At 51.7% G+C, this 25,513-nt stretch carries 20 protein-coding genes; 10 read left to right on the top strand and 10 right to left on the bottom strand.

The annotated features are described in order from the left end of the window. Window positions 1–102: 102 nt before the first annotated feature. A complete protein-coding gene (dnaE, locus tag WKR14_RS14350; protein WP_339086604.1) occupies window positions 103–3,576 on the top strand; it encodes a DNA polymerase III subunit alpha in 3,474 nt (1,157 codons plus the stop codon). Continuing rightward, on the top strand, window positions 3,576–5,171 hold the full coding sequence (gene tilS, locus WKR14_RS14345; RefSeq protein WP_339086602.1) for a tRNA lysidine(34) synthetase TilS: 1,596 nt from the start codon (window positions 3,576–3,578) through the stop codon (window positions 5,169–5,171). Before dnaE ends, tilS begins: the two co-directional genes overlap by 1 nt. An 842-nt stretch (window positions 5,172–6,013) precedes the next feature. Here tilS and WKR14_RS14340 read toward each other — a convergent pair. From WKR14_RS14340 to WKR14_RS14320, 5 genes are all read right to left on the bottom strand, one after another. Beyond that, a complete protein-coding gene (locus WKR14_RS14340; protein WP_025012032.1) occupies window positions 6,014–6,385 on the bottom strand; it encodes a hypothetical protein in 372 nt (123 codons plus the stop codon). Between the two features lie 51 nt (window positions 6,386–6,436). Further along, the gene (locus WKR14_RS14335; protein ID WP_339086601.1) at window positions 6,437–7,234 is read right to left on the bottom strand and encodes an abortive infection system antitoxin AbiGi family protein; all 798 of its coding nucleotides are present in this window, start codon (window positions 7,232–7,234) and stop codon (window positions 6,437–6,439) included. A gap of 67 nt (window positions 7,235–7,301) precedes the next feature. Further along, window positions 7,302–8,393 (bottom strand): hypothetical protein, encoded by a 1,092-nt coding sequence (locus WKR14_RS14330; protein ID WP_165565378.1) that lies wholly within the window; start codon window positions 8,391–8,393, stop codon window positions 7,302–7,304. A 73-nt stretch (window positions 8,394–8,466) separates the two neighbouring features. After that, complete coding sequence (locus tag WKR14_RS14325) at window positions 8,467–8,886, bottom strand: hypothetical protein (RefSeq protein ID WP_107005639.1); 420 nt, start codon at window positions 8,884–8,886, stop codon at window positions 8,467–8,469. A 1,765-nt stretch (window positions 8,887–10,651) separates the two neighbouring features. Continuing rightward, on the bottom strand, window positions 10,652–11,539 hold the full coding sequence (locus tag WKR14_RS14320) for a GGDEF domain-containing protein (RefSeq protein WP_308427926.1): 888 nt from the start codon (window positions 11,537–11,539) through the stop codon (window positions 10,652–10,654). Window positions 11,540–11,724: 185 nt separating this feature from the next. Between WKR14_RS14320 and WKR14_RS14315 the strand changes: the two genes are divergently transcribed. Continuing rightward, a complete protein-coding gene (locus tag WKR14_RS14315) occupies window positions 11,725–13,671 on the top strand; it encodes a monovalent cation:proton antiporter-2 (CPA2) family protein (protein WP_208142930.1) in 1,947 nt (648 codons plus the stop codon). 156 nt (window positions 13,672–13,827) lie between these two features. After that, window positions 13,828–14,766, top strand: a complete 939-nt coding sequence (locus tag WKR14_RS14310; RefSeq protein WP_339086598.1) for a hypothetical protein — start codon at window positions 13,828–13,830, stop codon at window positions 14,764–14,766. A 7-nt stretch (window positions 14,767–14,773) separates the two neighbouring features. On the opposite strand, the gene WKR14_RS14305 is transcribed toward WKR14_RS14310, so the two are convergent. From WKR14_RS14305 to xseB, 4 genes are all read right to left on the bottom strand, one after another. Next, window positions 14,774–15,898, bottom strand: coding sequence for a patatin-like phospholipase family protein (locus tag WKR14_RS14305; RefSeq protein ID WP_208142928.1), 1,125 nt, complete (start codon window positions 15,896–15,898; stop codon window positions 14,774–14,776). Between the two features lie 161 nt (window positions 15,899–16,059). Continuing rightward, window positions 16,060–17,925 (bottom strand): 1-deoxy-D-xylulose-5-phosphate synthase, encoded by a 1,866-nt coding sequence (gene dxs / locus WKR14_RS14300; RefSeq protein ID WP_339086596.1) that lies wholly within the window; start codon window positions 17,923–17,925, stop codon window positions 16,060–16,062. Window positions 17,926–17,946: 21 nt separating this feature from the next. Further along, window positions 17,947–18,828, bottom strand: a complete 882-nt coding sequence (ispA, locus tag WKR14_RS14295) for a (2E,6E)-farnesyl diphosphate synthase (protein WP_101054975.1) — start codon at window positions 18,826–18,828, stop codon at window positions 17,947–17,949. Next, window positions 18,829–19,068, bottom strand: a complete 240-nt coding sequence (xseB, locus tag WKR14_RS14290) for an exodeoxyribonuclease VII small subunit (RefSeq protein ID WP_101054977.1) — start codon at window positions 19,066–19,068, stop codon at window positions 18,829–18,831. A gap of 395 nt (window positions 19,069–19,463) precedes the next feature. Between xseB and pomA the strand changes: the two genes are divergently transcribed. The 3 genes from pomA to thiI all read left to right on the top strand — a co-directional run bounded on the left by pomA (window position 19,464) and on the right by thiI (window position 22,787). Beyond that, the gene (pomA, locus tag WKR14_RS14285) at window positions 19,464–20,231 is read left to right on the top strand and encodes a flagellar motor protein PomA (protein ID WP_101054979.1); all 768 of its coding nucleotides are present in this window, start codon (window positions 19,464–19,466) and stop codon (window positions 20,229–20,231) included. A gap of 4 nt (window positions 20,232–20,235) precedes the next feature. Further along, window positions 20,236–21,171 (top strand): flagellar motor protein MotB, encoded by a 936-nt coding sequence (locus WKR14_RS14280; protein WP_101054981.1) that lies wholly within the window; start codon window positions 20,236–20,238, stop codon window positions 21,169–21,171. A gap of 161 nt (window positions 21,172–21,332) precedes the next feature. Beyond that, a complete protein-coding gene (gene thiI / locus WKR14_RS14275) occupies window positions 21,333–22,787 on the top strand; it encodes a tRNA uracil 4-sulfurtransferase ThiI (protein WP_101054983.1) in 1,455 nt (484 codons plus the stop codon). A 67-nt stretch (window positions 22,788–22,854) separates the two neighbouring features. Here the strand turns inward: thiI and WKR14_RS14270 are convergent, their stop codons facing one another. Then, window positions 22,855–23,133, bottom strand: a complete 279-nt coding sequence (locus WKR14_RS14270; RefSeq protein ID WP_339086592.1) for a hypothetical protein — start codon at window positions 23,131–23,133, stop codon at window positions 22,855–22,857. A 185-nt stretch (window positions 23,134–23,318) separates the two neighbouring features. On the opposite strand from WKR14_RS14270, the gene WKR14_RS14265 reads away from it, so the two are divergent. The 3 genes from WKR14_RS14265 to WKR14_RS14255 all read left to right on the top strand — a co-directional run bounded on the left by WKR14_RS14265 (window position 23,319) and on the right by WKR14_RS14255 (window position 25,444). Beyond that, window positions 23,319–24,230 (top strand): transcriptional regulator GcvA, encoded by a 912-nt coding sequence (locus WKR14_RS14265; protein WP_025012011.1) that lies wholly within the window; start codon window positions 23,319–23,321, stop codon window positions 24,228–24,230. A 76-nt stretch (window positions 24,231–24,306) separates the two neighbouring features. Next, window positions 24,307–24,780, top strand: coding sequence for an imm11 family protein (locus tag WKR14_RS14260; protein ID WP_339086590.1), 474 nt, complete (start codon window positions 24,307–24,309; stop codon window positions 24,778–24,780). A gap of 172 nt (window positions 24,781–24,952) precedes the next feature. Continuing rightward, on the top strand, window positions 24,953–25,444 hold the full coding sequence (locus WKR14_RS14255; protein WP_071476301.1) for a hypothetical protein: 492 nt from the start codon (window positions 24,953–24,955) through the stop codon (window positions 25,442–25,444). Window positions 25,445–25,513 lie beyond the last annotated feature (69 nt).

The following is a 25,513-nucleotide window of genomic DNA, read 5'->3' as shown; positions in this document are numbered from 1 at the left end:
GTCAACAGCAAGGTTAAATGACCGGTTTTAACTTTGGTGAACCTCTTCCGGCGTGTTATCTTTCCCTATTGATTTTTAGCCAGTCAGAGCAATCGGATTTTCATGTCACAGCCCCGTTTCGTCCATCTACGTGTTCACTCAGACTTTTCCATGACCGATGGTCTGGCCAAGGTCAAGCCCATTCTGGCCAAGGTGGCCGATGAGGGCATGGCGGCAGTGGCGCTGACGGATCAGAACAACCTCTGTGGCCTGGTGAAATTCTACGGTGGCTGCCATGGCGCCGGGATAAAGCCCATCATAGGGGCCGACTTCTGGATGTTGGTGCCCGGCTTTGAAGATGAGTTCTGCGCGCTTACCGTGCTGGCCATGGATAACGACGGCTACCAGAACCTGACTCAGCTGATCTCCAAGGCCTATCTGCGCGGCCAGGTACGTGACCGGGTTGCTATCGATCAGGAGTGGCTGCTGGAGCACGGCGCCGGTATTTTGCTGCTCTCCGGCGCAAGGGAAGGGGACCTGGGCAAGGCACTGCTTAAGGGCAACCTGAACCAGGCCCAGGAACTGACCGATTTCTACAAGCAGCACTTCAACGACCGTTACTTTATTGAACTGATCCGCACCGGGCGTCCGGATGAGGAGCGCTACCTGCATATGGCGGTGGAACATGCCGCCAACACAGGCCTGCCTGTGGTTGCCACCAACCAGGTGGTGTTCATGACCCCGGAAGAGTTTGAGGCCCATGAAATTCGGGTGGCTATCCACGATGGCTACACTCTGGCTGACCCCCGTAGACCCAAGAAATACAGCGAGCAGCAGTATCTCAAGACAGAAGCTGAGATGTGCGAGCTGTTTGCCGACATTCCGGAAGCGCTGCAAAACACGGTTGAGATCGCCAAGCGCTGTAACGTTACTGTGCGGCTCGGCGAATACTTCCTGCCCAACTTTCCCACGGGTGAGCTGTCTACCGAAGACTATCTGGTAATGCGCTCCAAAGAGGGACTGGAAGAGCGTCTCGAGTTCCTGTTTCCGGATCCAGAAGAGCGGGCGGAAAAGCGCGGCGAGTATGACGAGCGTCTGGATATTGAGCTCAAGGTAATTAACCAGATGGGCTTTCCCGGCTACTTCCTTATCGTGATGGAGTTTATCCAGTGGGGTAAGGATAACGGTATTCCCGTGGGCCCTGGGCGGGGGTCGGGTGCCGGCTCCCTGGTGGCCTATGCGCTTAAGATCACTGACTTGGACCCGCTGGAATTTGACCTGCTGTTCGAACGTTTTCTTAACCCCGAGCGGGTGTCGATGCCCGACTTCGACGTCGACTTCTGTATGGACAGGCGCGATGAGGTTATCGATCACGTGGCCGAACTCTATGGCCGGGATGCAGTATCGCAGATCATCACCTTCGGTACCATGGCCGCCAAGGCGGTAGTGCGTGACGTGGGCCGGGTGCTGGGTCACCCCTATGGCTTTGTCGACAGAATTTCCAAGATGATCCCGGCCGAGCCCGGGATGACGCTGGCCAAGGCTTTTGAGGCCGAGCCTGCGCTGCCCGAAGCCTATGAGGCCGATGAGGATGTCAAAGACCTTATCGACATGTGCCGCAAGCTTGAGGGGGTGACCCGTAACGCGGGTAAGCACGCCGGGGGCGTGGTGATTGCGCCGACCAAGATCACTGACTTCTCGCCGCTTTATTGCGACGCCGAAGGGAAAAACCCGGTGACCCAGTTCGACAAGAACGACGTGGAAACCGCTGGTCTGGTGAAGTTTGACTTCCTGGGTCTCAGAACCCTGACCATTATCGACTGGGCGCTGGGGATGATTAACCCAAGGCTCGCCAAGCTCGGCAAGCCGCCGGTCGATATTGCCGCCATTCCGCTGGACGATGCCAAGTCCTTCGGGGTACTGAAACGCTACGAAACCACGGCGGTATTCCAGCTGGAATCCCGCGGCATGAAAGATCTTATCAAACGTCTGCAGCCCGACTGCTTTGAAGATATGATCGCTCTGGTAGCCCTGTTCCGCCCAGGTCCCTTGCAGTCGGGGATGGTAGATAACTTTATCGAGCGTAAGCACGGCCACGAGGCCATCTCCTACCCGGATGAGAAGTGGCAACACGAGAGCCTTAAACCGATTTTGGATCCTACCTACGGTATCATCCTCTATCAGGAACAGGTGATGCAGATTGCCCAGACGCTGGCGGGTTATACCCTGGGCGGCGCGGACATGCTGCGCCGGGCCATGGGTAAGAAAAAGCCGGAAGAGATGGCCAAGCAGCGTGCCGGTTTTGAAGCCGGGGCGATAAAAAACGGCGTCGACGGCGAACTGGCGATGAAGATCTTCGACCTGGTGGAGAAATTCGCCGGTTACGGCTTCAACAAATCGCACTCTGCCGCCTATGCACTGGTGTCTTATCAGACACTCTGGCTCAAGACCCACTATCCGTCTGAATTTATGGCGGCGGTAATGTCCGCCGATATGGACAACACAGACAAGATAGTGACCCTGGTGGATGAGTGTGAGCGCATGGGGCTCAAGCTTATTCCGCCGGATGTCAACAAGGGCCTGTTCAAGTTTACCGTCGATGAAGAGCTCAATATCGTCTACGGTATAGGCGCCATCAAGGGCGTGGGCGAGGGGCCGGTCGAATCGATTCTGGAAGCCCGCAAGGGTGGGCCGTTCAAAGACTTGTTCGACTTCTGCGCCCGGGTGGATTTGAAAAAACTCAACCGCCGGGTGATTGAGAAGCTGATCAATGCCGGCGCCATGGACAATCTGGGGCCGCACCGGGCTTCAATGATGGCTACCTTGCCGGAGGCGATACGCGCCGCCGATCAGCACGCCAAGGCCGAAGCCATAGGTCAGTGCGACATGTTCGGTCTGCTCAACGACGACCCCGAGGACAGCAAGCAACAGTTTGTTGACTGCCCGCGTTGGCCGGACAAGGTCTGGTTGGAAGGGGAGCGTGAGACCCTGGGGCTTTACCTCACAGGTCACCCCATCAACCAATATCTCAAAGAGCTCAGGCACTACACCTCCGGGCGGCTCAAGGATATTCACCCCACAGACAGGGGCAAGACGGTCAAGGCCGCCGGATTGGTGGTCGCCACCAGGGTGATGCTGACCAAGCGAGGCTCCAAGATGGGGCTGCTGACACTGGACGACAAGAGTGCCCGTCTGGAAGTGATGCTGTTTACCGAGGCCTTCGAGAAATTCAATCACCTGCTGGAGAAAGACAGGATCCTCATCTGTGAAGGTGAAGTGAGCTTCGATGACTTCTCCGGCGGCAACCGGATGACGGCGCGCAACATCATAGATATGGGCGAAGCCCGCAGCCACTTTGCGGCGGCGGTGGAGCTGGATCTCGACGCGGCAATATTAAGCCCGGAATGGCTGACACAGTTTTATGAGACCCTTTCGCCCTGGCGCGGCGGCTCTGTGCCTGTGGCGATCAACTATCGTCAGTCCCTGGCCAAGGGGCAGTTCCGTTTGAGTGACGACTGGCGGGTGAACCCCAGTGATGAACTCATGATGGCACTGGAAGCCATGCTCGGCACAGATAAGGTCAGGATCCTATTTTAATGTCTCACACTCTGGTCGATACCCTGGTACTCAAGTTAACGGCGCTGCTGGAGCAAATCGGCGCTACGGCTGACAACCACCTCTGGCTGGGTTATAGCGGCGGTATGGACTCAGAGCTGCTGGCCTATACCTTGGCGCGCTTTCGCGAGACTCATCCCAAGACGCCTTATCAAATCTCCCTGGTGCACGTACACCATGGCCTCAGCCGCAATGCCGATGCCTGGGCGGCCCATTGTCGCCAAAGAGCCGAGCATTATGGCCTAAATTTTGTTCTTCGGAAGGTGCAACTTGAGCTCGGCCCGCGCGTTAGTATTGAGGCCGAGGCGCGGCGCGGCCGCTATCAGGCGATTGCCGAGCTGCTCAATCCCGGCGATATTCTGCTGACGGCCCATCATCAGGACGATCAGTTGGAGACGCTGCTGCTGGCGCTCAAGCGTGGTCAGGGCCCCAAGGGACTGGCGGCCATGGGGCAAGCCCAGCACTTGGCTCTGATATCCAGGGCAGAAAGTTCCTTAGCTCAGACATCCAGGGAAGAAAGTGCACCATGCTGGCAATTACGGCCCATGCTGGACAGCAGCCGGGCTCAGGTAGAGCAGGCGGTGGCGAGCCTCGAGCTGCCTTATATCAATGATGAGAGTAATCAAGACACCCAGTATGACCGCAACTTCCTGCGCGCCGAGGTGATCCCTGTACTCAAGCAGCGCTGGCCTTCGATTGCCACTACGGCCTCACGCAGCGCCGCGCTGTGCGCCGAACAGCAGTTGCTGCTTGATGAAGTCAGCGCCGAAAAGTTACAGCCCTTGCTCGGCCGTTGCCGCTTCAGCGGCGTTCGGGTACTGGATAGCGCCGGGCTCAAAGCGCTGTCACCCCAGTGGCAGGCACAGTTGCTGCGGCAGTTTATTCAGATGCAGCGCTTGCCCTTACCGGCACAGGTGCAGTTGCAGCAAGCCCTGGCGCAGTTACTTGATGCCAGGGAGGATGCTCAGCTTGAGCTTAGCTTTAAGGGATTGCTCCTCAGGCGTTATGGGCAACAGATCTATGCCATGGCGCCTCTGCCGGGGGCTGCATTCCAGCTGCTTGATGGGGTAGGTTCGGCTGAAGATGTGGCAGCAAAAAACTCGAAACAGACCCTGAGCCCAAAGCAGCTGCAAGCATTGAGCCAAGGGCAGAGTCTGAGTGTTGGGCTCGCCTCCCCCTGGCAGCGCCTGGAGCTGACATTGGCAGACTCAGGGCCCAGGGTGGCGCTGGCTCAGGTCATGGCTCCCCTAATGGCTTCACTATCGGCTCCGCTAATGGCGTCAATACCGGCGTCACAAGGGACAAAAGTTCAGCCATCAGATGCAGCAGCACCTGAACTGGTCATGGGGCTCAAGGGCAGTTACCGCTGTCAGCCCCACAATAGAGACAAGGGGCGGGAGCTCAAGAAACTTTGGCATGAACTTGGAGTGCCGCCCTGGCTCAGAGACAGAGTGCCGCTGCTGATGCAAAATGGCCGACTGCTGGCGCTGGCTGGTGGTTTTGTCGAGCGTAGCGCACTGGCATCTGGCGCAGAACCCGGAATCTTATTGAAGCTGGTTGCTGAAGCAACCCCTTAGCGCCAATAGTTTGGGCACAGCGGCTAACATGGCTTTTGGCTAAAAGTTCCTAAGTGAGTATTGGCCGAGCTTCCGGCCACGATGTAGTCCATTACCTGCGGTGCACCTTTCGCACAGGCGATCCTGTGATTCGCTGTGAACCCATCCCTGGGCGCTCGACGAAAACGTCCCTGTTTTCGACGGTCACAGTTTCGCCTGTGCCTGGGAATTAGGTGTATGTCTGCAGACTCTTCAGATGTTTCAAGTTACTCCATTCTCACAGAATTGCACTAATTCCCCCCTCGGTGTCGCCGAGAGCCGCTGGTACCGCGGCTATCATGGCTTTAAGCCAAAACTCACCAATGAACTTGATCCTAGCGGCTAGCTAAGTTGTAGCCCATCACCTGCGGTGCGCCTTTCGCACAGGCGATCCTGTGACACGGCGTGAATACATCCTTGTAGCCTCGACGAAAACGTCCCTGTTTTCGACGGTCACAGTTCCGCCTGTGCCTGGAAATAGGTGTATGTCTGCGGGCACTTCAGATGTTTCAAGTTACTCAGTGCTAACAGAATTGCACCAGCTCCCCTTCGGAGCCGCCGCTGGCGTTATTGCAAATTGGCGTAGCCGAGACAGGGAAGTCGAGATTCTATTAAAAAGAGTGCAAGGTCAACCGCCGACACTTACTCGCCAAAGTCCGACTGTCAGAGTGTCCTTACCGGAGATTTTTGGGTCTCCGGTAAGGACACTTTTATCTATTTGACAATGGGAATCATATCAACGCTTAATTAAGGGGCCGAAAAAGCGTAGCTTTTGAGGTCCCAGCCCGCTTGCGGGCGACTTGAATTTTTTGTTATGCATTTGACTATTTGTGCTTAGTGCAAACATACCGCACTAAATCAGACTTACTGGAACCTGGCACCAATGATGTCCATTTGGAGTTAGACCAGTCTTTAAGTGGTTTTGAGGGAGATTTCTTAGCACCGTCTTCGCTGCTGCCAGCTAGTTCAAAATATTGCTTGCTTTCACAATTTACGTTGAGTTTAGTGAAGTCAGTATAGGCGTTGCCTTTACCGATACGACTTGACAGGACAGTGATTATTCCGTCGCTGCCTTTTTCGCTAGTGATAATGAAATAACTACCGCTGTCACCAGATGAAGGAGCACGATAGATTTCATTTGCTGTGACCGGAAAAGAACTCGCAGCGAGTGCGACGGTGAAGATGACTTTTTTCATGATATTGCTCCTTGCTGCATGAATGCATAACGCCTCATTATGTGGTATTACTCAGATGTCTGATTCGATTTGTTCTAAAGTCAATATTCGGCTTTTCAGTCGATTTAATACCTGAGGAGAAAACCTCCCCTTAACACTCTCAAGGTGCTCAATTAACTCGGATATTTCATTATCATTTTCAACGATTAAGTATCTTATGTCTTCAGGTTCAAAGTGTAAGTTAATATGAGATATAGAACGATTTAGTTCTTCTTTCTGACTACTTGTTTTTATTCTCGCAATAGGGACAAATGGTGCTAATTCAGCGTTTTCCAGCGGTGGCACATATCTCCACTCTCGCTCGTCTGCAAAACGATATTTGTCTATTTTTTTGTAGCCTTTTTTATGAAGTGGAGCTTCATAATTTTTAATGTAACGGTACACATTGTAGATATTTAAGTAAGCTGTATTTATTGCATCTGTATCAGACACACCATGCATCGCATGATTTCGAATATGAGTGTGAACTTTATCGAGTCCTGTAATTAGGCCATCAGTAAATGGGGAGTGTTTACTGATATATAGGACAGGGTTAAGCCCATTTCTATTCGCCCATTCTTTAGTTAGCCCTATGCCATAATTGCCGTACTTACACATATGTGTGCTTACTTCGGATAGTCTTAGGTCACAAAAAGAAATCATTGGAACACCGATTTCTCTTGTTTTCTCTTTTCCAATGATCTTCTCTCTAGCGTAGGACACCCTAAAAGTGCTTTCTAATATTGCCAGTAAAGCTTCTTTTCCACTAAAGTGAAACAAGATTTCTGGATAAAGGCTCTTACCTTGAACTAATTCTTTTTCTTCTTTCACAAAACATCCCAATTAGATTACGAAACAAAAATCCGATGACCACATAACGCCGCAAGAAGCGGCGAGTTTACGAGTCCGACTTACTTGTTTTGTTATGTTCTTTAATATTTGCGCTACCACTCTGACTTATCATATATAAGCTGGATTTAGGTAATGAAATTAGTGTGTTGTCATTACCTAAATATGCTCCTCTAATGTACATCACCCCTCCAAGATCAAATATGACATTCAAAGGTTTAGTTTGACAGTAATCTTCTTTCTCACATCTATCAATTAGCTCTGGCGGTATAGTCACTCGAGATCTCTTCGAAAAATAGTATGAGCGTTCTATACCTCCCCCTACATTCAAAAACTTAAAAGATACTGAAGCAGTACTGTAAGCAATATTTGGAATTAGAGTTAGCAGAAGGGAAAACGAATAAACATAAAAAGCCGGAACCCTTAAAACTTCTTTTGAAAATTTCCTTTTTGAATACTTATCGGCATTTTTCTGGAATCCATTTTTCTTACGCGGCGGAAGCAATATGAAGAAACTAAGAATAAAAAAAACGACCAAAGCCAACCAGTACTGAGGATCAGTTTTTAGGGCAAGACCAAACTCAAGATATTTCAAGTAGACAAAAACCGATAAAAGAGCAAAGAAGCCAATATAAAAAAAAGTAATAACAGACTTCCAAAAGCGCAAAGTTAAAAAAGTTTTTAGCTTTTCTTCTTTTATAGTTTGATTTGGTGTTAATGCATAATAGACAAACAAAGCAGGTATTAAAAACAACGTTAGAAAAACCATTTCTGCCGTGTGATCGTATTCAATTGTCGAAAGAGAAAAAAGTAAGACTGGTGCCATACAGAAGAAGATAAGAAAATTTACTACATTTGCTGCCATCTCGGATTTAATCCAATTGGGTCTCGCCACTATTAGGTCTTCATAGCCAATTTCAACAGGATCAGAAACCACAATAACCGAAATAGATGAATATAGGATAACCACGCATGTGAATAATAAACACAGCATTCCTAAAGCAATCAACATGGTTGGTAAGATAGACATGTCGAGCGGAAAAGGGATTCCCTCTTTGAAGGTAAATACGAATAGATAGTACAGACCAAGCAGGCTCGATACCAACGCTCCATTTTTAGTAATACTTTTTAAAAATTGCACTTTCACTCCTTAAGCGCAAACATAACGCCGACAGCAGAGGCGCAGCTTTGCTGCGTCCTACTGACTGGCTTTGTTAGCCTGCAGGTGACTGTTTGTCATTTAAAGGCGTATTCTTGGCAGAAGCTGCTGGTTCACTAACAGCGGCCTCTGGTGGAATCCTATCTCGGATAACAGAGATTATGTTTGCTATGCTTGTTCTAGTTTTCCACCAGCTAATAAGAAGATATATACCAAGGAGAATTCCAATTACAGCAACGACAACAAATACGGTTTCCATAATTGGCCATTTGACCGTAGCTGTAGCCAATGTGAGTATTGCTGAAAACGCAATCGAGAGTAAGAATACCGAGAAATTCAACTGCAACCCCGCAGGAGATCCCTTTTCTAGAAGCTCTAACTCGTTTTCTTTTACCTCATAAAGATCTACTGAATCTACAAGTCCACGCCTTACAATTAATTTTTCACCGGATACTGGGTTGTTTTGAGGAGACATTATAATTTCTCCTTAAGCCAGTCTGCATTCGCTGTTCCGTATATTCCGTTCCACGCTGCCTCGACACCGGACTTAATTACAAAAACTCTATCGGAAGGAGTTATAATTCCATTTAGCCTATCTCGAATCTGCACAGAGCTTTTATCGGTCACAATTGCCCAACAATTATCATGAATAGGGCAGTATATGTTATACAGCTTCAGGTGCTCTTTAAGCGCATTTCGCCTAGCGGCGTCCGGCACCTCAAAGGTGACAATGTATGTTGACATATTATCTCTCTAAAATGCTTTAAATAGGCTAACAGCTGTATAGTGCGCATGCGCATTTTAGTCCTCAGAGGAGTGTAAACGCGCATCGCTATCTGTTTGTATTAGCTGGATATAATAGAGTTTAGTCCTAATATCCCTTGCAGCTAAACGCGCATGCGCGGTTTCCAAACCTATTATCTACCAGCTGTATTTTTTAACGTTATGAATTTAATAGTATTTTCTGAAATGTTACAGAAATAACGCGCAAACTTAGCTGCAAATTTCCGGCATTTTTCCTAGAACGTCAATAATACTGTATAGAAAATCAGTTCTTAGGCACTTACCATGAGCGCTTCAAGCCCTGCAACTAAGGGCCTTAAAACCAAGCGCCCTAAAACCCAGGTCTTACAAAAAACGTTAAGTAAAGCCATGGCTACCGCACGGGTCCAAACTCTGTTCGTCCCTGCATTCCGCTGAAAATGGAAAAGTGTTGCTGTTTCTGACCTTAATTAAGCTTAAGGAAGCGCTAAAGCTAAGCGCTTGAATTAGCTTTACAATAGCCAGTACTGAATGTGAAAACAATTAGCCAAAGGTCAAGTTTTGACAAAGGCAACAAAACCCTGATTTGAGGTGTTTTTGAAGCAGAATTGACTGGGGGTTTGCATTCTTCCCTTTTTCGACAGTCATAGTCCCACCAGAACTAGAACCAGAGCCTGAAAATGAGCTGCATTTCTGCAAGCACTTCAGATATTTCAAGCTACTCCATTCTCACAGAATTGCAGCAACTCCCGCTCGAAGCGGCCGCAGGGCGTTGATGACAATCGCGTAGCGAGGCATGGCCGTTCACGGGCGTCCTGCCCTTCACGGCATTGGGACTCCTGTCCGGCAGATGCCCATTCTGCGCCAGTTAATCAGGGGCGAGTGTCGCTTAGCGACGAGCTAACGAGCGCGAAACAGGATGTTGAGCTGGGCCAGAGTCACATGGATGTGACTCTGAGCGTCTGGCGCGATAGCGAATTGGCATCATAAGCACAAGGGGTTTTCCGCTGCGTCGCGGGTCGCTGGGGGTTTGGAAAGGGGGCGAGTCGATACAGCCCCCTTTCCTCGAGTGTGGGGCGAAGCTCCACGACTTTAGGCCGCTGGCACAGCGGCTAATATAGCTTCCAGCTAAAAGTTCCTTAGTTAGTATTGGCCGAGCTTCCGGCCACGGTGTAGTCAATCACCAGCGGTGCGCTCTCGCACAGGCGATTCTGTGACTCGCTGCAGACACTTCAGATGTTTCAAGCTACTCAGTGCTAACAGAATTGCACCAATCCCCCTCGATGTCGCCGACAGCCGTTGGCGTAAATAACGTGGCTGAGGGCGAATACTCATCACTAGCGAAGATGGATTTGAGTACCAAATCCGCGCGGTTGAAATGAAAACCAAGAGAGTCCTCTTGGTCTAGGGGCAAATCGAGGGGCAAAACGCCGCGACTTATAGTCTCGATCGCGGGCTAGTCACAATCGCCGGCTGTCTCAGTCGCGGGTCGCGACACAATATCTATTACGGCCGGTGGCCTTGGCGCGATAAAGCGCGCGGTCGGCCTGTTCAAACAGTTGATCCTGATTTATTCCAGCGCTCCAGACGGCGATACCTATGCTGCTGGCTATGCCGTGGCGCTGAAACAGCGGCTCCTTGGTGAGCATTTCGAGCAAGCGTTCGCTCATGCGCACCGCCGACTCCAGATCGCCTTCCACCAACACCACAAACTCATCGCCGCCTATGCGAAAAGCCTGGTCGGCATTACGGATGCCACGCTTAAGCAGCTTGCCAAACTGAGTCAGCACTCTGTCGCCGAACTTGTGCCCGAGACTGTCGTTGAGCTGCTTGAAATTATCCAGGTCAAGCACCGCCAGAGATATTGGGCTGTGGGCTCGTCCGGCTCTTGCGAGCGAGGTGCGGATACACTGACCGAAATAGTGGCGGTTGCCAAGTCCGGTCAGTGAGTCAAACATCGCCTGCTCTGACATCTGCGAATAGGCGATAGCGTTGAACAGTGGCTGCGACAGCAAAATCTCAATCTGCTCAAGTTCCGCCTGTTCTACTGGGCTCAATACTCTTTGCAGCCGGTAGAGTAACTTGGCGGTACCCAGTTTACTGACCAGTTCTCTGCTTACTGTGCTCTGAGAGGTGCGTCCCCAATGAAATTGATGTCCTTGAACTTGTAACTGCACTCCCTGTACCGGCAAATATTGTTGTAACAGTTTGCCATAGCAGGCAAATACTGTCCGCGGATCGAGACTTGCGTGTAACCGTTGAACCGCCTGTAGCAGATCCATTCTGGGGTGGATAGCCTGAGGTTGATCAGACAGATACTGATAGTCTTCAGGGTAAAACTCTGTTGCCAGACCAAAGTCCATCATAAATACTCCAATAAGGCAGAACCTTTTTCTATAGTTAATTTGCAAGATTCGTGCCTGGTCGACCTTGGGCTGATTTGTATCGAGATCTCATTGAGTTAAGCTTTGTAGTGCTAAGTATATTGGGGTGACAAGTATTTGACACTGACAGAATAATGAACTGAACCATTGATAGCGGGGGAGTGTGCATGGAACATGGATTCTTTATCCAGATCCTTCTGATGCTGGTTATCGCCATAACGGCGATAGCTTTGCTCAGGCGCGTAGGCTTACCTGCTATTCTTGCTTATCTGTTGACCGGGGTTATCAGTGGCCCCTCGGGATTCAACTGGTTCTCGCAGCACCAGATGCAATCGGTAGCCGAACTTGGGGTGGTACTGCTGATGTTTACCCTGGGACTGGAATTTTCCGTCCCCAGGCTCTGGGCCATGCGCCGCACTGTATTTGGCCTCGGCAGCGCTCAGGTGGTATTGACCACCTTGCTGGCCATGGGGGCCGGATTACTCTTTATCAGCGACGTGACTCAGGCGCTGGTGATAGGTTCAGTGACGGCTTTGTCTTCCACCGCCATAGTGCTGAAACTGCTTAACGACAAGGGCTGGCTCAAGCGCCGCCATGGCGAACTGTCGGTCAGTGTGTTGCTGTTCCAGGACTTAGCTGTAGTGCCCTTGCTTATTCTGCTGCCTTTGCTGGCCGATGGCAGCGAGCCTTTGACTGTCCTGCAGCTTGGGACTGCGCTGGGGAAGGGGGTCCTGGCCTTTATTGTGTTGATGGCCTTTGGTAAGTGGGCCCTGCCCAAACTGTTTGATGAAGTTGCCCGTTCCCGCTCCAACGAGCTGTTTGTGTTGTCGACTCTGGTAGTCGCGCTCTTGACCGGTGCCTTTACCCAATGGTTGGGGTTGTCCATGGCATTGGGGGCCTTTATGGCCGGGATGCTTCTGGGGGAGAGTCAGTACCGGCGCCAGCTGGAGGCGGATATTCGCCCGTTTCGGGACCTCTTGATGGGGCTGTTCTTTATCTCTATTGGTATGTTGCTCGACTTCAGTCTGGTATTGGCCTATTGGTGGCAAATCTTGCTGTTGCTGTTGGCTGTTATAGTCGGTAAGACAGTTATTGTCTTTGCTTTGCTGAGGTTGGTTAAAGAGCCTTTTCGGGTAGCCATGTCTACCGGCCTCAGCCTGGCACAGGTGGGAGAGTTTTCATTCGTGGTGCTGGCACTGGCAGTGAGTTATCAATTGTTGGCGCCCAGTGTCAGTAACACTTTGGTGATGGTGGCCGTACTGTCGATGGCGCTGGCACCGGCATTGGTGCGTCATAGCATAGACATAGCCAGGCTGTTGCAGGGCCTTAAACCCAGGCCGGAACCGGCAGAAAACCTGCCGCCTTTGGATCCCCAGCAAGATCTGGTTCTGCTGCTGGGTTATGGCCGGGTTGGGCAGACCATAGGGCGGTTTCTCAAGGCCGAAGCTATCCCTTTTATTGCCCTCGACCGGGATCCCTCCCGGGTTGCCGAGGCGCGCCGGGCCGGAGAACCTGTGTATTTCGGCGATGCTTGTAAGCGCAGTTTGCTCAAACAAGCCAATGTGCGCCACGCCAAGAGCATAGTGCTGACCTTTTGTGAGCAGCCGCAGTTGGAAGAGGCCTTGGTGCTGTGCCGGCAATTGGCACCCGAGGCGAAGATTATGGTGCGCACCCGGGATGACAGCGAGCTTGAGCAACTGGAGCAGGCCGGTGCCAGTCAGGTTATTCCAGAAACTCTGGAAGGCAGCTTGATGCTGGTGTCCCAGGTGTTGTATCAGTCAGGGGTACCGCTGTCGCGGATCCTCAAACGGCTGGAGTCGGAGCGGCGCAATCATTATCAGTATCTGCACGGTTTCTTTTCCGGTGAGGAAGCCGACTTCTCTCTCGAATTACTACATGCAGTGGCTCTGCCAAGAGGCGCCAACGCCGTGGGAAAATTCAGTGCCGAGATCCCCTGGCAACAGCTCAGGGTGGAACTGAGAGCCGTGCGCCGCGGCGGCAGGGAATACGAGCCACCGGATGAAGATTGGCAGTTTCGCGCCGGTGATACCTTGCTTATTCGCGGCAAGCCCAGAAGGGTGGAGAAAGCCGAAGTTATTTTGCTTCAAGGCTGATTACCCGGCCGCTGGCGTTGGTTTTATTTGCACTTTAAATGGGGTACTCTGCGACCTTTGTGGAGCTGAATGCCGGGAAGGACAGCTTGGCTGCATGTTGCAGCGACTTTTCCTGAATAAGCGCAAACCCGAGTGACTTACAAGGAGTTGGCAACCGTGACCCATGACAGTAATCATGGCCTCGATATCTCGTTCGAGGAACTGTTTGAGATTTTGACTTCTACCCAGCAGCTGCTGTTTTGCCGTGATGGCGATGTGCCGCTGATCCTGCCGGTGAATATCGATGGCAATGAACAGGCCAGTCATTGTTATGCCTACCTTCCCATGATGGATGAGCCTGAGGCGAGTCGGGTGCTTGCAGAGAATCTTAAACAACCGGATGATTACTATCTCAAACCCATTCATTGGCAACGGCTTATTCTGACCGCTCATATCAATGAAGTGCTGTTGCTGGATCTGGCGGGCAAACTCGTGCTGCCGCTGGAAGATCAGCAAGCCTACCTGAGCTATATGGCGGCGCGCCTCAATGGTGAAGACTGCGTGCTGCGGGTCAACAATGTGGAAATCAGCCCTTGGCTCACCGGAGAGGCCGACGCCTGGGAACTGGTGGAAGCACTGTTTGCCCGTCACGCCTCACTCAAGGGGATCTGGCTGGCCGACTGTCTGTGGCAACACGCCGAAGGCAAACCCGGTAAGCTGGTAATTCTCGATGCCGAGCTGGCCAGCTACGAGATGTCGACCGCCTTGCAGGATCAGGCCAAGGCGCTGGGTTATACACTTGTCCAACTGAGAGATTTGACCCTGGATTATCAGTTGGATGCGCTGACCATACTGCCGCCGCTGGTGAGCCGAAGTGATGCGGGGGAAGTGCGTCTCTATGTCGGCGACCCGAACCAGCCCTTTATTCCGTTTCAGCGCCACCAGATAGTGCAAACCATAGTCGACAACCAAGAGAGCGGTTCCCATGGTTTACAGCAGGGGGCTGAGAATATAACCGTGACCGCCAATGAGCGGGAGCAAGGCTCCACACCAACCTTCGCTGTGACTCTGGTGTCAGTGTTGCTGGTGCTGGCTCTACTTATCTTTTTCGCCTGACTCATGCTCAACTGATATCGAAAAAGGCTTTTAATTCATCAATCTGGCACATGGCGTCCTGATAGCCCAAATCTATCAGGGCGCCTGTGTAGGCGTTCTCAAACAGCAGATAAGACACAATACTGGTGTCCGACTGGCTGTCTATGCCAATCAAAGCCAGCAGCCGGCGAATGGCGAAGGGCAGCTCCTGATAGTAACGCTTGGCCAGCTCACTGAGATCTTCACTGGGTTTAATCACCAAGGTATCAATCGGCCTCAAATCCAACTGTTGGCGGCTCTGTTCCGGCACCAGCGCCAGAGTGCTGTTGATGCGCCTGAGCCGCTCCAGATCTGAGTTCAGGGTATCGGAAAATATGGTATCCAGCAGATGACCGGCAATGGTGGCCGTCTTGGGATGATAATCCAGTTCAAGGGGCGTGTTCTTGTGTGGGCTGTCCAGGTTGATCACCATGATCCGCTTGGCGCCCAGATGTATCGGGCTGGACAGTGGTGCCAATTGATGCACTGAGCCATCGCCATAGTAAGACTGGGACAGCTTAATTGAGGGGAACACCAAAGGAATGGCGGAGCTGGCCATCAGGTGCTCTGTGTGCAGCCGGGTGCGCTCGCCGCTGCGTCTGGCTCTTTGCCAGTTTTCCAATTCCTTGTGGGCCTGAAAGAAGGTCACGGAGCGGGAGCTGTTGTAGCAGGAGGTGTCTATGCTCAGTGCCATCAGGGAGCCGCCGCGGATATTGCGATCGATTCGCTCGAAGTTAATCAGCTCATTGAGCAGTTGCCGCAAGGGTTCATTGTCCAGCAAACTGCCGGCGTCGGTATTGACCAGATCCCCCTGCATGCCACGAAGGGCCATCTTGGCCAGGTGTGCCAGCACGCCGGTATTGGAGGCGCGGTAGACTCTCTCTGTGTGGATATTACGCCAGATCCACTCCAGCTTTCTCAGCCCCAGATGAAAACAGGATGCATGGGTGGCGATAGCGGTGCCATTGATGGCTCCGGCCGAAGTGCCGCAAACAATCTTGAATGGAATGGCGTGATTGCGGGGATAAAACTGCACCAGTGCCTTGAGCACCCCAACCTGATAGGCCGCCCTGGCACCACCGCCCCCCAACACCAAAGCCCTGCTTTCCGGCACAGTGCCTCCTTTGCTAAAGCCCAAAACCATAAGAGAATGCCAAGGTATTATTTTGCAGACACTGCTTGGCTATCTCAGTTTAACTCTAGTTGGCTTTACTGTGGTCGGAGAAGCAAAAACCGCCCTGAGGCGGTTTTTTATAATGATAGCGGATGCTTATCTTATGCGAACCGGTTTTGGATCTGCTCGAGAATGCCACTGGCATCCAGCTTGAGCTCAGTCAGTATCTCTTCCGGTGAGCCGTGCTTGATAAATTCATCCGGCAGGCCAATTTGCAGAACAGGCTTACAGATCCCCTGGCTGGCCAGATACTCGAGCACGCCACTGCCGGCGCCGCCCATGATGGCGTTTTCTTCCACAGTTACCAGCAAGTCATGATTGGCGGCCAGTTCCTTGATCAAATCTTCATCCAAGGGTTTAACAAAGCGCATATCGGCGACTGTGGCATCCAGGCTTTCGGCGGCTTCCAGGCTGGCAGCCAGGGTAGTGCCGAAGTTGAGAATGGCAATCTGTTTGCCCTGGCGCCTGACAAGGCCTTTACCTATCGCCATGGCCGTCATCTCTTCAACCTGCTCGGCGCCGGTTGCATTGCCGCGAGGGTAGCGCACTGCGCTTGGGCCCTTGTCGTAGCAGTAGCCGGTGTAAAGCATCTGCCGACACTCGTTTTCATCGGATGGCGCCATTATCACCATGTTGGGTACGCAGCGCAGATAGCTGAGATCGAAGGCACCCTGATGGGTTGGGCCATCGGCGCCCACAATGCCGCCACGGTCAATGGCAAACAGCACAGGCAGGCGCTGCAGTGCCACATCGTGGATCAACTGATCATAGCCGCGCTGCAGGAAGGTGGAGTAAATGGCCACTACCGGCTTATAGCCTTCACAGGCAAAGCCTGCGCCTAAGGTCACAGCATGTTGCTCGGCGATGGCGGCATCGAAGTATTGCTCGGGGAATTTCTGGGAGAACTCCACCATACCGGAGCCTTCACGCATGGCCGGGGTGATCCCCAGTACCTTGTCATCCTTGGCGGCGATGTCGCACAGCCATTTGCCGAACACCTGGGAAAAACTGGGTTTGCCCGGCTTAGTGGCCGGCTTGCAAAACAGTGAAGGGTCAAACTTGGGCACCGCATGCCAGCCGATGGGATCTTTCTCTGCAGGCTCATAACCTTTGCCTTTCTTGGTCATGATATGCAGTACCTGCGGCCCCTTGAGGCTGCGCATGTTACGCAGGGTTTCCACCAGCGCATCCACATCGTGGCCATCGATAGGGCCTATGTAGTTGAATCCCAGCTCTTCAAAAAGGGTTCCCGGAACCACCATGCCTTTAAGGTGTTCCTCGGTGCGGCGCGCCATCTCTTTGATGACGGGCATGCCCTTGAGTACCTTCTTGCCGCCCTCACGTATTGTGGTGTAGAAGCGACCGGACATCAGTTGTGCCAGGTGGTTGTTGAGGGCGCCGACGTTTTCCGAGATAGACATCTCGTTGTCATTGAGCACCATCAGCATGTCTTTGTGCAGATCGCCGGCGTGATTCATGGCTTCAAATACCATGCCGCCCGTCATGGCGCCATCGCCTATCACGGCCACCACTTTACGGCCGGCTTGCTCTTTATCGGCGGCGACGGCCATTGCCAGCGCGGCGGAAATTGAGGTGCCTGAGTGACCAACACTGAAGGTGTCGTATTCACTCTCTTCCCGCCAAGGGAAAGGATGCAGACCGCCTTTTTGGCGTATGGTAGGCATGCGATCGCGACGACCGGTAAGGATCTTGTGCGGATAGGCTTGATGACCCACATCCCAGACCAGGCGGTCGAAAGGGGTGTTGTAGACATAATGCAGCGCCACGGTCAGTTCGACCGTACCTAAGCCAGAGGCAAAGTGACCGCTCGACATGCCCACAGATTTTAATAAAAACTCCCTGAGCTCGTCGGCCAGCTGAGGGAGCAGGCTTTGTGGAAGTTGACGTAACTCTTCCGGGGTATTGGCCTGTGCCAGCACAGGAAACTGAGTGATATCCAGACTCATAACGAGATACTTTGTCTCTTTTTATACTCTTCGCTCAACGATATAGCGGGCGAATTCGGCAATTAACTGGCTATTGTATGGCAATTTTGCCAGCGCTGATAGTGCATCTTCCAGCAGTTTTTGAGCTGTGGTCTTGGCGCCCTCCAGCCCCAAGAGTTTCGGGTAGGTACTCTTGTTGGCATCGAGATCCGACCCTTGGGGTTTGCCAAGCTCTTCTGTGCTGCCGGTAATATCGAGAATGTCATCCTGTACCTGGAACGCCAGGCCCACGGCATCGGCGTATTCCAGCAGTGCCAGTTCTTCTTTGGCGTCAATATCGGCGGCAATTACCGCAAACTCGACGGCGCAGCGGATAAGGGCCCCTGTCTTCAATCTGTGCAGGGCGGTGAGCTGCGCAAGGGAGATCTCTTTGTCTGTGGCATTGAGATCCTGCGCCTGGCCGCCACACATACCGCGGTAGCCGGAGGCTTTTGCCAGCGCCTGTACCAGACGCAGGTGTTGGCGGTCGCTGAGGCCTTCAATGTCGCTGCTGATAAGTTCAAAGGCCAAGGTTTGCAAGGCATCACCGGCCAGAATGGCGGTGGCTTCGTCAAAGGCGATATGCACGGTTGGCTGACCGCGGCGCAGGGCATCGTCGTCCATGGCCGGCAGATCGTCATGGATCAGCGAATAAGCATGGATACACTCTATGGCGGCGGCGCAATCATCGAGACGTTCAAGGGGAACGCCGAGCATCTCGCCTACAGAGTAGACCAGAAACGGCCGAATACGCTTTCCACCCAGCAGGGCTCCATGGCGCATGGCGGCCTTGAGTCTGGGCTCGGTATCATCCAGGGTGTCCAGTATGGTGCCAATCCTTTGATTGACTCTCTGTTGGTATTGGCTAATAGCTTGGGTTAACACTCACTCACCCTCGACTGTAAATGGGCTCAATGGCGCCTGGGGATCCTGGGCCAGCAGTATGGCTACTTTCTGCTGTGCTTGTTCCAGCTTGGCCTGGCTGCTGCGTACCAAGCCTATGCCACGTTCGAACTGTTTTAGCGCGTCGTCCAGCGATACTTCACCGCGTTCCAGTTCGGCGACTATGCGTTCCAGTTCGTTGAGAGATTCTTCAAAACTCAGATTTTCGGGTTTTTTGGCCACAATCGGTTTCCTTGATGCACCTTGGTTGCCGGCCCATTCCTGCGACCTGATTGGCACGGTGCAAAGGTAAAAGGAGAGAGGGAGGGCTGCAGGTGTCTTGGCGTTATGTTCAGCGTGACACAAGGTATATCAGGGCGCGATAAGGGTCAAATTGAAGCGTCCGTTATTTGCTCAATAGCACGCTTTGTCGCGGATTTTTTTTGGAGAAAATTAAAATCTTCCTAAACTTGCTTAAGCCCTGTCCGATAACTCAAAATAGAAACTATTGAAAATTATCATATTCATCTCCTGTGAAAAGCCAAGATCCTATATCACCCTTTGGGGCGGATCGGCTTGTATGGGATAGAGATCCCGGCCACACTGTGTCGGGTCTGCTTTAGAGGTGAGGAGCCACTGTGGATTTAGCAACCCTGATAGGACTGGTCGGTGCTTTTGCTTTTATTATCATGGCAATGGTCAGCAGTGGCGGCATTGCCATCTTTATCGATGTACCCTCTGTATTGATTGTGCTTGTCGGCTCGCTGTTTGTGGTGATGATGAAATTCAACCTCAAGCAGTTTTTAGGCGCCGTCAAGATTGCCGCCAAGGCGTTTATGTTCAAACTGGACAAACCCGAAGAGTTGATTGAACAGTCGGTTACCATGGCAGACGCCGCCCGCAAAGGGGGCTTCCTGGCGCTGGAAGAGGCGCAAATTTCCAACAGTTTTATGCAAAAAGCGATTGATATGCTGGTGGACGGCCACGACGGCGATGTGGTGCGTGAAGCACTGGAGAAAGACATTCAGCTGACCGAAGATCGCCATAAGGCGGGGATCAGTATTTTCAAAGCACTGGGTGATGTGGCGCCGGCTATGGGGATGATAGGTACTTTGATTGGTCTGGTGGCCATGTTGTCCAACATGGATGACCCAAAATCCATCGGTCCGGCAATGGCGGTGGCCTTGTTGACTACCTTGTACGGCGCCATTATTGCCAACATGGTGGCGATCCCGATTGCCGATAAGCTGGCGCTGCGGATGAACGAAGAGATGCTCAACCGCAACCTGATTATGGACGCTGTACTGGCGATTCAGGATGGCCAGAACCCCAGGGTGATTGAGGGCTTCCTCAAAAATTACCTGTCTGAGAAGCAGCGTAAAATAGATACAACGGACGGAGAGTAACACTATGGCCAAGCCCAAGTGTGATTGTCCGCCACCCGGCGCACCCATGTGGCTGGCAACCTTTGCCGACCTGATGTCGCTGCTGATGTGTTTCTTCGTGTTGCTGCTGGCCTTCTCCGAAATGGACGTAATGAAGTTCAAACAGATAGCCGGCTCGATGAAATACGCCTTCGGCGTGCAGAACAAGGTGGAAGTGAAAGATATTCCCAAAGGCACCTCTGTGATTGCGCTGGAGTTTCGCCCCGGACGCCCGGATCCCACCCCGATTGAAATAATCAACCAGCAAACCAACGAGATGACCCAGCAGATCCTTGAGTATCAGGAAGGGGATGACGACAGTGCTGGTGGTGTGCAGCAGCAAAGGGGCGAACAACGTGGCGGCGAGGCTTCGGCCACGGCGCAGGAGCAGGCCGAAGACAAGAAGACCCAGGAACAGCAGGCGGCTCAGGATCAGATTAACGAGCAGGTCAAGAAGATGGCCGAGGCGCTCAACAAAGAGATAGTGGACGGCGCGATTGAAATCGAGTCTCTTGGGCAGCAGATTATCATCCGTATCCGGGAGAAGGGCGCCTTTGCCTCAGGTTCGGGGTTCCTGCAACCCAGATTCAAGCCTGTGGTGCAGGCGGTTGGTGAGCTACTCAAAGATGTACCCGGGATCATCACAGTCTCCGGCCACACGGATGACATGCAGATAAGCAATGAGCTGTACAGCTCCAACTGGGATCTGTCCAGCCAGCGGGCGGTGGCGGTGGCCCACGAATTGGTCAAGGTGTCCGGCTTTGATGCCAGCAGAATGAAAGTGGTGGGCATGGCTTCCACTGCGCCTTTGGTGGCCAACGATTCGCCGGAGAATCGCGCCCGTAACCGTAGGGTGGAAATCTCCATTGAGCAGGGCAAGGCCAAAGAGTCTGACGAGATTGAGGTCGATCCCAATCTTTGATGGCGCAGTATCATCAGAATCAGAGCAGCCTGAAAACGGCTGCTTTTTTTATGCTTCTGCAATCCGGGCACGGCTTTGGAGTGGCAAATCTCTGTGCCAGTTAGCGGGTCTTTGTTATAATCCCACGATTGCTGTTTGAAATTTTTTTCCTCGGGATCCCCATGAAGTTTATCGTAAAGCTGTATCCAGAAATCATGATGAAGAGCAAACCGGTAAGAATGCGTTTTACCAAGATGCTCGAGTCCAATATCCGCAATGTACTCAAAAAAGTGGATGAAGACGCTGCCGTTACCCGCCAGTGGGATCGGATTATGGTGCAGGTTCCCAAAGACAAACCCCAGCTAAAACAAGTTTTTGCCGAGCGTCTGGCTTGTATTCCGGGAATTTCTACCATCAGCCAGGTCAATGAATATAGCTTTGAAACCGTTGATGATATTTACCAGCATGCTCTCAAGGTGTATGCCGACGAGCTGGCGGGTAAGACCTTCTGTGTCCGCGCCAAGCGCAGCGGCAAGCACGACTTCAGTTCGCAGGATGTGGAGCGTTACGTAGGTGGTGGCCTGAACCAGTTTACCGAAGCGGCCGGTGTGCGCCTCAAAGATCCGGATATGACCATTCATCTGGAGATCAACAACGACAAACTCTACCTGGTGGAGAGAAAGATCCCCGGGCTTGGTGGATTTCCGATCGCGACCCAGGAAGATGTGCTGTCCCTGATCTCCGGCGGTTTTGACTCAGGGGTGTCCAGTTTCCAATTTATCAAGAAGGGTTCCCGTACCCACTACTGCTTCTTCAACCTGGGCGGTGCCCAGCACGAAATCGGGGTCAAGCAGGTGGCGCACCATTTGTGGAAGACCTATGGCGAGTCGCATAAAGTGAAGTTTGTGACCGTTCCCTTTGAGCCCGTGGTGGCCGAAATCCTCGAGCGCATAGACAATGGCTTGATGGGCGTCATACTCAAGCGGATGATGATGCGTGCCGCCGCCAGAGTGGCAGAACGTATGGGGGTTCAAGCACTGGTCACAGGTGAGAGCCTGGGGCAGGTATCCAGCCAAACCTTGACCAACCTCAATGTGATTGACCGCTGTGTCGATACCCTGATCCTCAGACCTTTGATCACCATGGACAAGCAGGACATCATCAACGAGAGCCGCAAGATAGGTACGGAAGACTTTGCCAAGTCCATGCCTGAATACTGCGGCGTGATTTCACAAAAACCCACGGTCAAGGCGGTATTGTCCAAGGTTGAAGCCGAGGAAACCAAGTTTTCCGAAGATCTGCTGGACCGGATCATCGCCGATGCCGTGGTTATGGATATTCGGGAGATAGCAACCGACATGGATACCAAAGTAACGGAAACCGAAACCGTCGCCAGTGTCGGTCAGGGGGAAGTGGTGCTGGATATCAGGGCGCCGGAAGAGGAAGAGAGCAAGCCGCTGCAACTGGAAGGAGCAGAGATAGTTCATATTCCTTTCTTTAAACTGGCCAGCGCCTTTGCCGAGCTTGATAGCAGCAAGACCTATCTGCTCTATTGCGACCGCGGCGTGATGAGTAAACTGCAGGCGCTCTACCTTCAGGAGCAAGGGCACGGTAACGTCAAGGTTTACCGCCCCTGATAAACAAAAAGCCGCCTCTCTCGAAGCGGCTTTTTTGCTGCTGACGCTCAGCGAAATCCAATGGGGCTCAGTTAAGCTGAACCTTTGATGGACTGGCTGCCGCGTCTTCGGCCAACAACAGTGTCGGTTCGTCCAGCGCTTGGGTTCTGAGTTCTTCGCCGCTGGCGGCAATATCATGGCTCAGCTCCTGCTCAAGCATTTTGAAGTCTATCTGCACCGCAGGGACTTCGACAGTGACTCTGGGCAGAGGGCGAGCTTGGGTTGGCGCAGAAAGGTTTTCCGCGGCCACGGCGCTGGTGCTCATGCCAAACAGCAGGAGCACAAAAGCGGATTTAAAGTTCAACATGGGATGCCTCCGGGTGAGAACGGGCACTGAGTGCCAGTGTCAGACCTTCCCTTCGACTGCTCAGAGATTGTCTGAATATTCAACTTTTCGGCGCAAAATTTAACCAAAAGCGCTGGCTTTAACAAACGATAAAATGTAACAATCTGGATTAGAAAAACTAATTAAAAAATGAGAAGTGGATCACTATGTCAAAACGACTCCCTCCGCTGAATGCGGTCAAGGCATTCGAGGCAGCAGCAAGGCATTTGAGCTTTACCCGCGCCGCCGAAGAACTGTTCGTTACCCAGGCCGCAGTGAGTCATCAAATCAAGGCGCTGGAAGACTTTCTGGGATTAAAATTATTTCGCCGAAAGAACCGCTCGCTGCTACTGACCGAAGAGGGGCAAAGCTACTTCCTCGATATCAAGGATATTTTTACCCAACTATCGGATGCCACCGACCGGCTGTTGGCCCGCAGCGCCGTGGGTTCCTTGACTGTCAGCATGTCGCCCAGCTTTGCCATTCAGTGGCTGGTGCCGCGTCTGGCAAAATTCAGTGAGAAGAATCCCGATATTGATGTGCGGATCAAGGCGGTGGATGCCGAGTTCAGCGCCTTGTCCGACGATGTGGATGTGGCAATTTACTATGGTCAGGGTAACTGGCCCGGGCTCAGGGCCGACAAACTGCGCAACGAAGTGTTGATCCCCGTGTGCTCGCCAATGCTGCTCAACGGCCCCAAGCCATTGGAAAAGCCCGCCGATCTTAAATATCATACCCTGCTGCACGATATGAGCCGTCATGACTGGCAGGCCTGGTTCCGCCAATGCGGCGTAACGGATGTCAATGTCAATCAGGGGCCAATTTTCAGCCACTCATCTCTGGTACTGCAGGCGGCGGCCCATGGCCAGGGGGTAGCTCTGGGCTACAGCGTGCTCGCCCGCCCCGACATCAAGGCCGGGCGTTTGGTCTGTCCGTTCCAGGAGGTTCTGGTCAGCAAAGATGCCTATTATCTGGTGTGCCAGCAAAAGCATGCCGAGTTAGGTAAAATCGTCGCGTTCCGCGAATGGATGCTGGATATGTTTGCTGAGGAGTCACGTAGTGAATTGTTGCCGGGATAAGTCGGTAACACGTTTCTCTGCATATACAGGAAGGCACTACAAAGAAGTGAAAGCTTGCAGTTTATAGGGAACTTTGATGGAACTGGCTTACATAAACGAAAACACGGAAGAGAGTGATGCCATGTTTAGTTGCTCTGATAACAGAGGGCACCTGTACGAAGACATGGACTACATTCCAGTGAGCGCATTGAGTGCGGTTATTTGGGAGGATGAAGACAGTTATTCAGAAGCTGTTTTCGATATCACAAATTCAGGGGATTTAAGCGTTACCAAACCTATAGCAGACGTTTTTATGAGCTTTGACCCATATGGCGTCGCTTTTTTGCCCAATAAATTACAGTGCATGGATGGTCTGTCGACTCAGCAGCGATATATTATCGCGATAAATAACGAGTTGGATGTATTGGATGAAGAAAAGTCAAATATTGAATCTTTTGTTGAACATTACGATCCCAAAGAACATGGTTATGATGTGCCTCTTGAAGAGAGAGAGAGAGTCGTTTCATTCCGTTCTAGTTCAAAAATTATATCTGGACCGGGAAAAACTTGAAACCTACCCTATGAACCGCAGGCATATTTTTAGGGTTAAAGGCACCAACAGCTTTTTCTTTTCTTCAGAAATATATGATGAATTGTATATTATCGCTCGACAGGGGTTAGCTTGTGGACTGACCGCTTTTAAGTTTGATGTCGATGATGAAGCACCAAGGAGATAATAGTAAGTGAAAGATGAATACTCGATACTCACTAAACAAAATATGGATACTTTCCCATTCCAACAAACACCTGCACCAGTAGGTGCTGCAGCACCGGATCTGTTATTGGAAATGACCTTTTCTCCAAAGCTGTTCATTATTGGTGATATAGCATCCAAACTGGAGCCATTGGTGCAGCATGGTGTTGAATGGCTGGATGCTCGTGTTGACAATTCGCCAAGTCAACCTTCGGATGAACAACTCGAGGTATATGACAACTATCGAATGCCTTATATCCAGCAGACGTACAGATTGACGGATAAAGAAAAGCAATTTGGTAAGTTGAATTGGTTAGATACTGATTCGACAGAGTTCGATTTTTCTAAACTGGAAAATATTCCTGTGGAACAAAGGTTAATATTTAAACTGGAAGAGGACTTTGGCTTGGTGTTTATTCATCAAAGTGTGATTGATTTATTGAAAGAACATGTAAAAACGGTATGGGTAAGAGATATATAATTACCGCTTGGTCGTTTTTTAACGCTATTTTTTAATAAATTGATTTGTCAGGAAAGTACGGTATTTAAT

It is taken from the genome of Shewanella chilikensis (assembly GCF_037953065.1).
GTDB classification, from domain to species: Bacteria; Pseudomonadota; Gammaproteobacteria; order Enterobacterales; family Shewanellaceae; genus Shewanella; species Shewanella chilikensis.
This window is presented reverse-complemented; position numbering and strand designations above follow the sequence as displayed.

Bases quoted from the DNA above. Each gene is read 5' to 3' on its own strand.
- dnaE (WP_339086604.1), top strand. From the start codon at position 103: ATGTCACAGCCCCGTTTCGTCCATCTACGTGTTCACTCAGACTTTTCC.
- tilS (WP_339086602.1), top strand. From the start codon at position 3,576: ATGTCTCACACTCTGGTCGATACCCTGGTACTCAAGTTAACGGCGCTG.
- WKR14_RS14340 (WP_025012032.1), bottom strand. From the start codon at position 6,385: ATGAAAAAAGTCATCTTCACCGTCGCACTCGCTGCGAGTTCTTTTCCG.
- WKR14_RS14325 (WP_107005639.1), bottom strand. From the start codon at position 8,886: ATGTCTCCTCAAAACAACCCAGTATCCGGTGAAAAATTAATTGTAAGG.
- WKR14_RS14320 (WP_308427926.1), bottom strand. From the start codon at position 11,539: ATGATGGACTTTGGTCTGGCAACAGAGTTTTACCCTGAAGACTATCAG.
- WKR14_RS14315 (WP_208142930.1), top strand. From the start codon at position 11,725: ATGGAACATGGATTCTTTATCCAGATCCTTCTGATGCTGGTTATCGCC.
- dxs (WP_339086596.1), bottom strand. From the start codon at position 17,925: ATGAGTCTGGATATCACTCAGTTTCCTGTGCTGGCACAGGCCAATACC.
- WKR14_RS14280 (WP_101054981.1), top strand. From the start codon at position 20,236: ATGGCCAAGCCCAAGTGTGATTGTCCGCCACCCGGCGCACCCATGTGG.
- thiI (WP_101054983.1), top strand. From the start codon at position 21,333: ATGAAGTTTATCGTAAAGCTGTATCCAGAAATCATGATGAAGAGCAAA.
- WKR14_RS14270 (WP_339086592.1), bottom strand. From the start codon at position 23,133: ATGTTGAACTTTAAATCCGCTTTTGTGCTCCTGCTGTTTGGCATGAGC.
- WKR14_RS14265 (WP_025012011.1), top strand. From the start codon at position 23,319: ATGTCAAAACGACTCCCTCCGCTGAATGCGGTCAAGGCATTCGAGGCA.
- WKR14_RS14260 (WP_339086590.1), top strand. From the start codon at position 24,307: ATGGAACTGGCTTACATAAACGAAAACACGGAAGAGAGTGATGCCATG.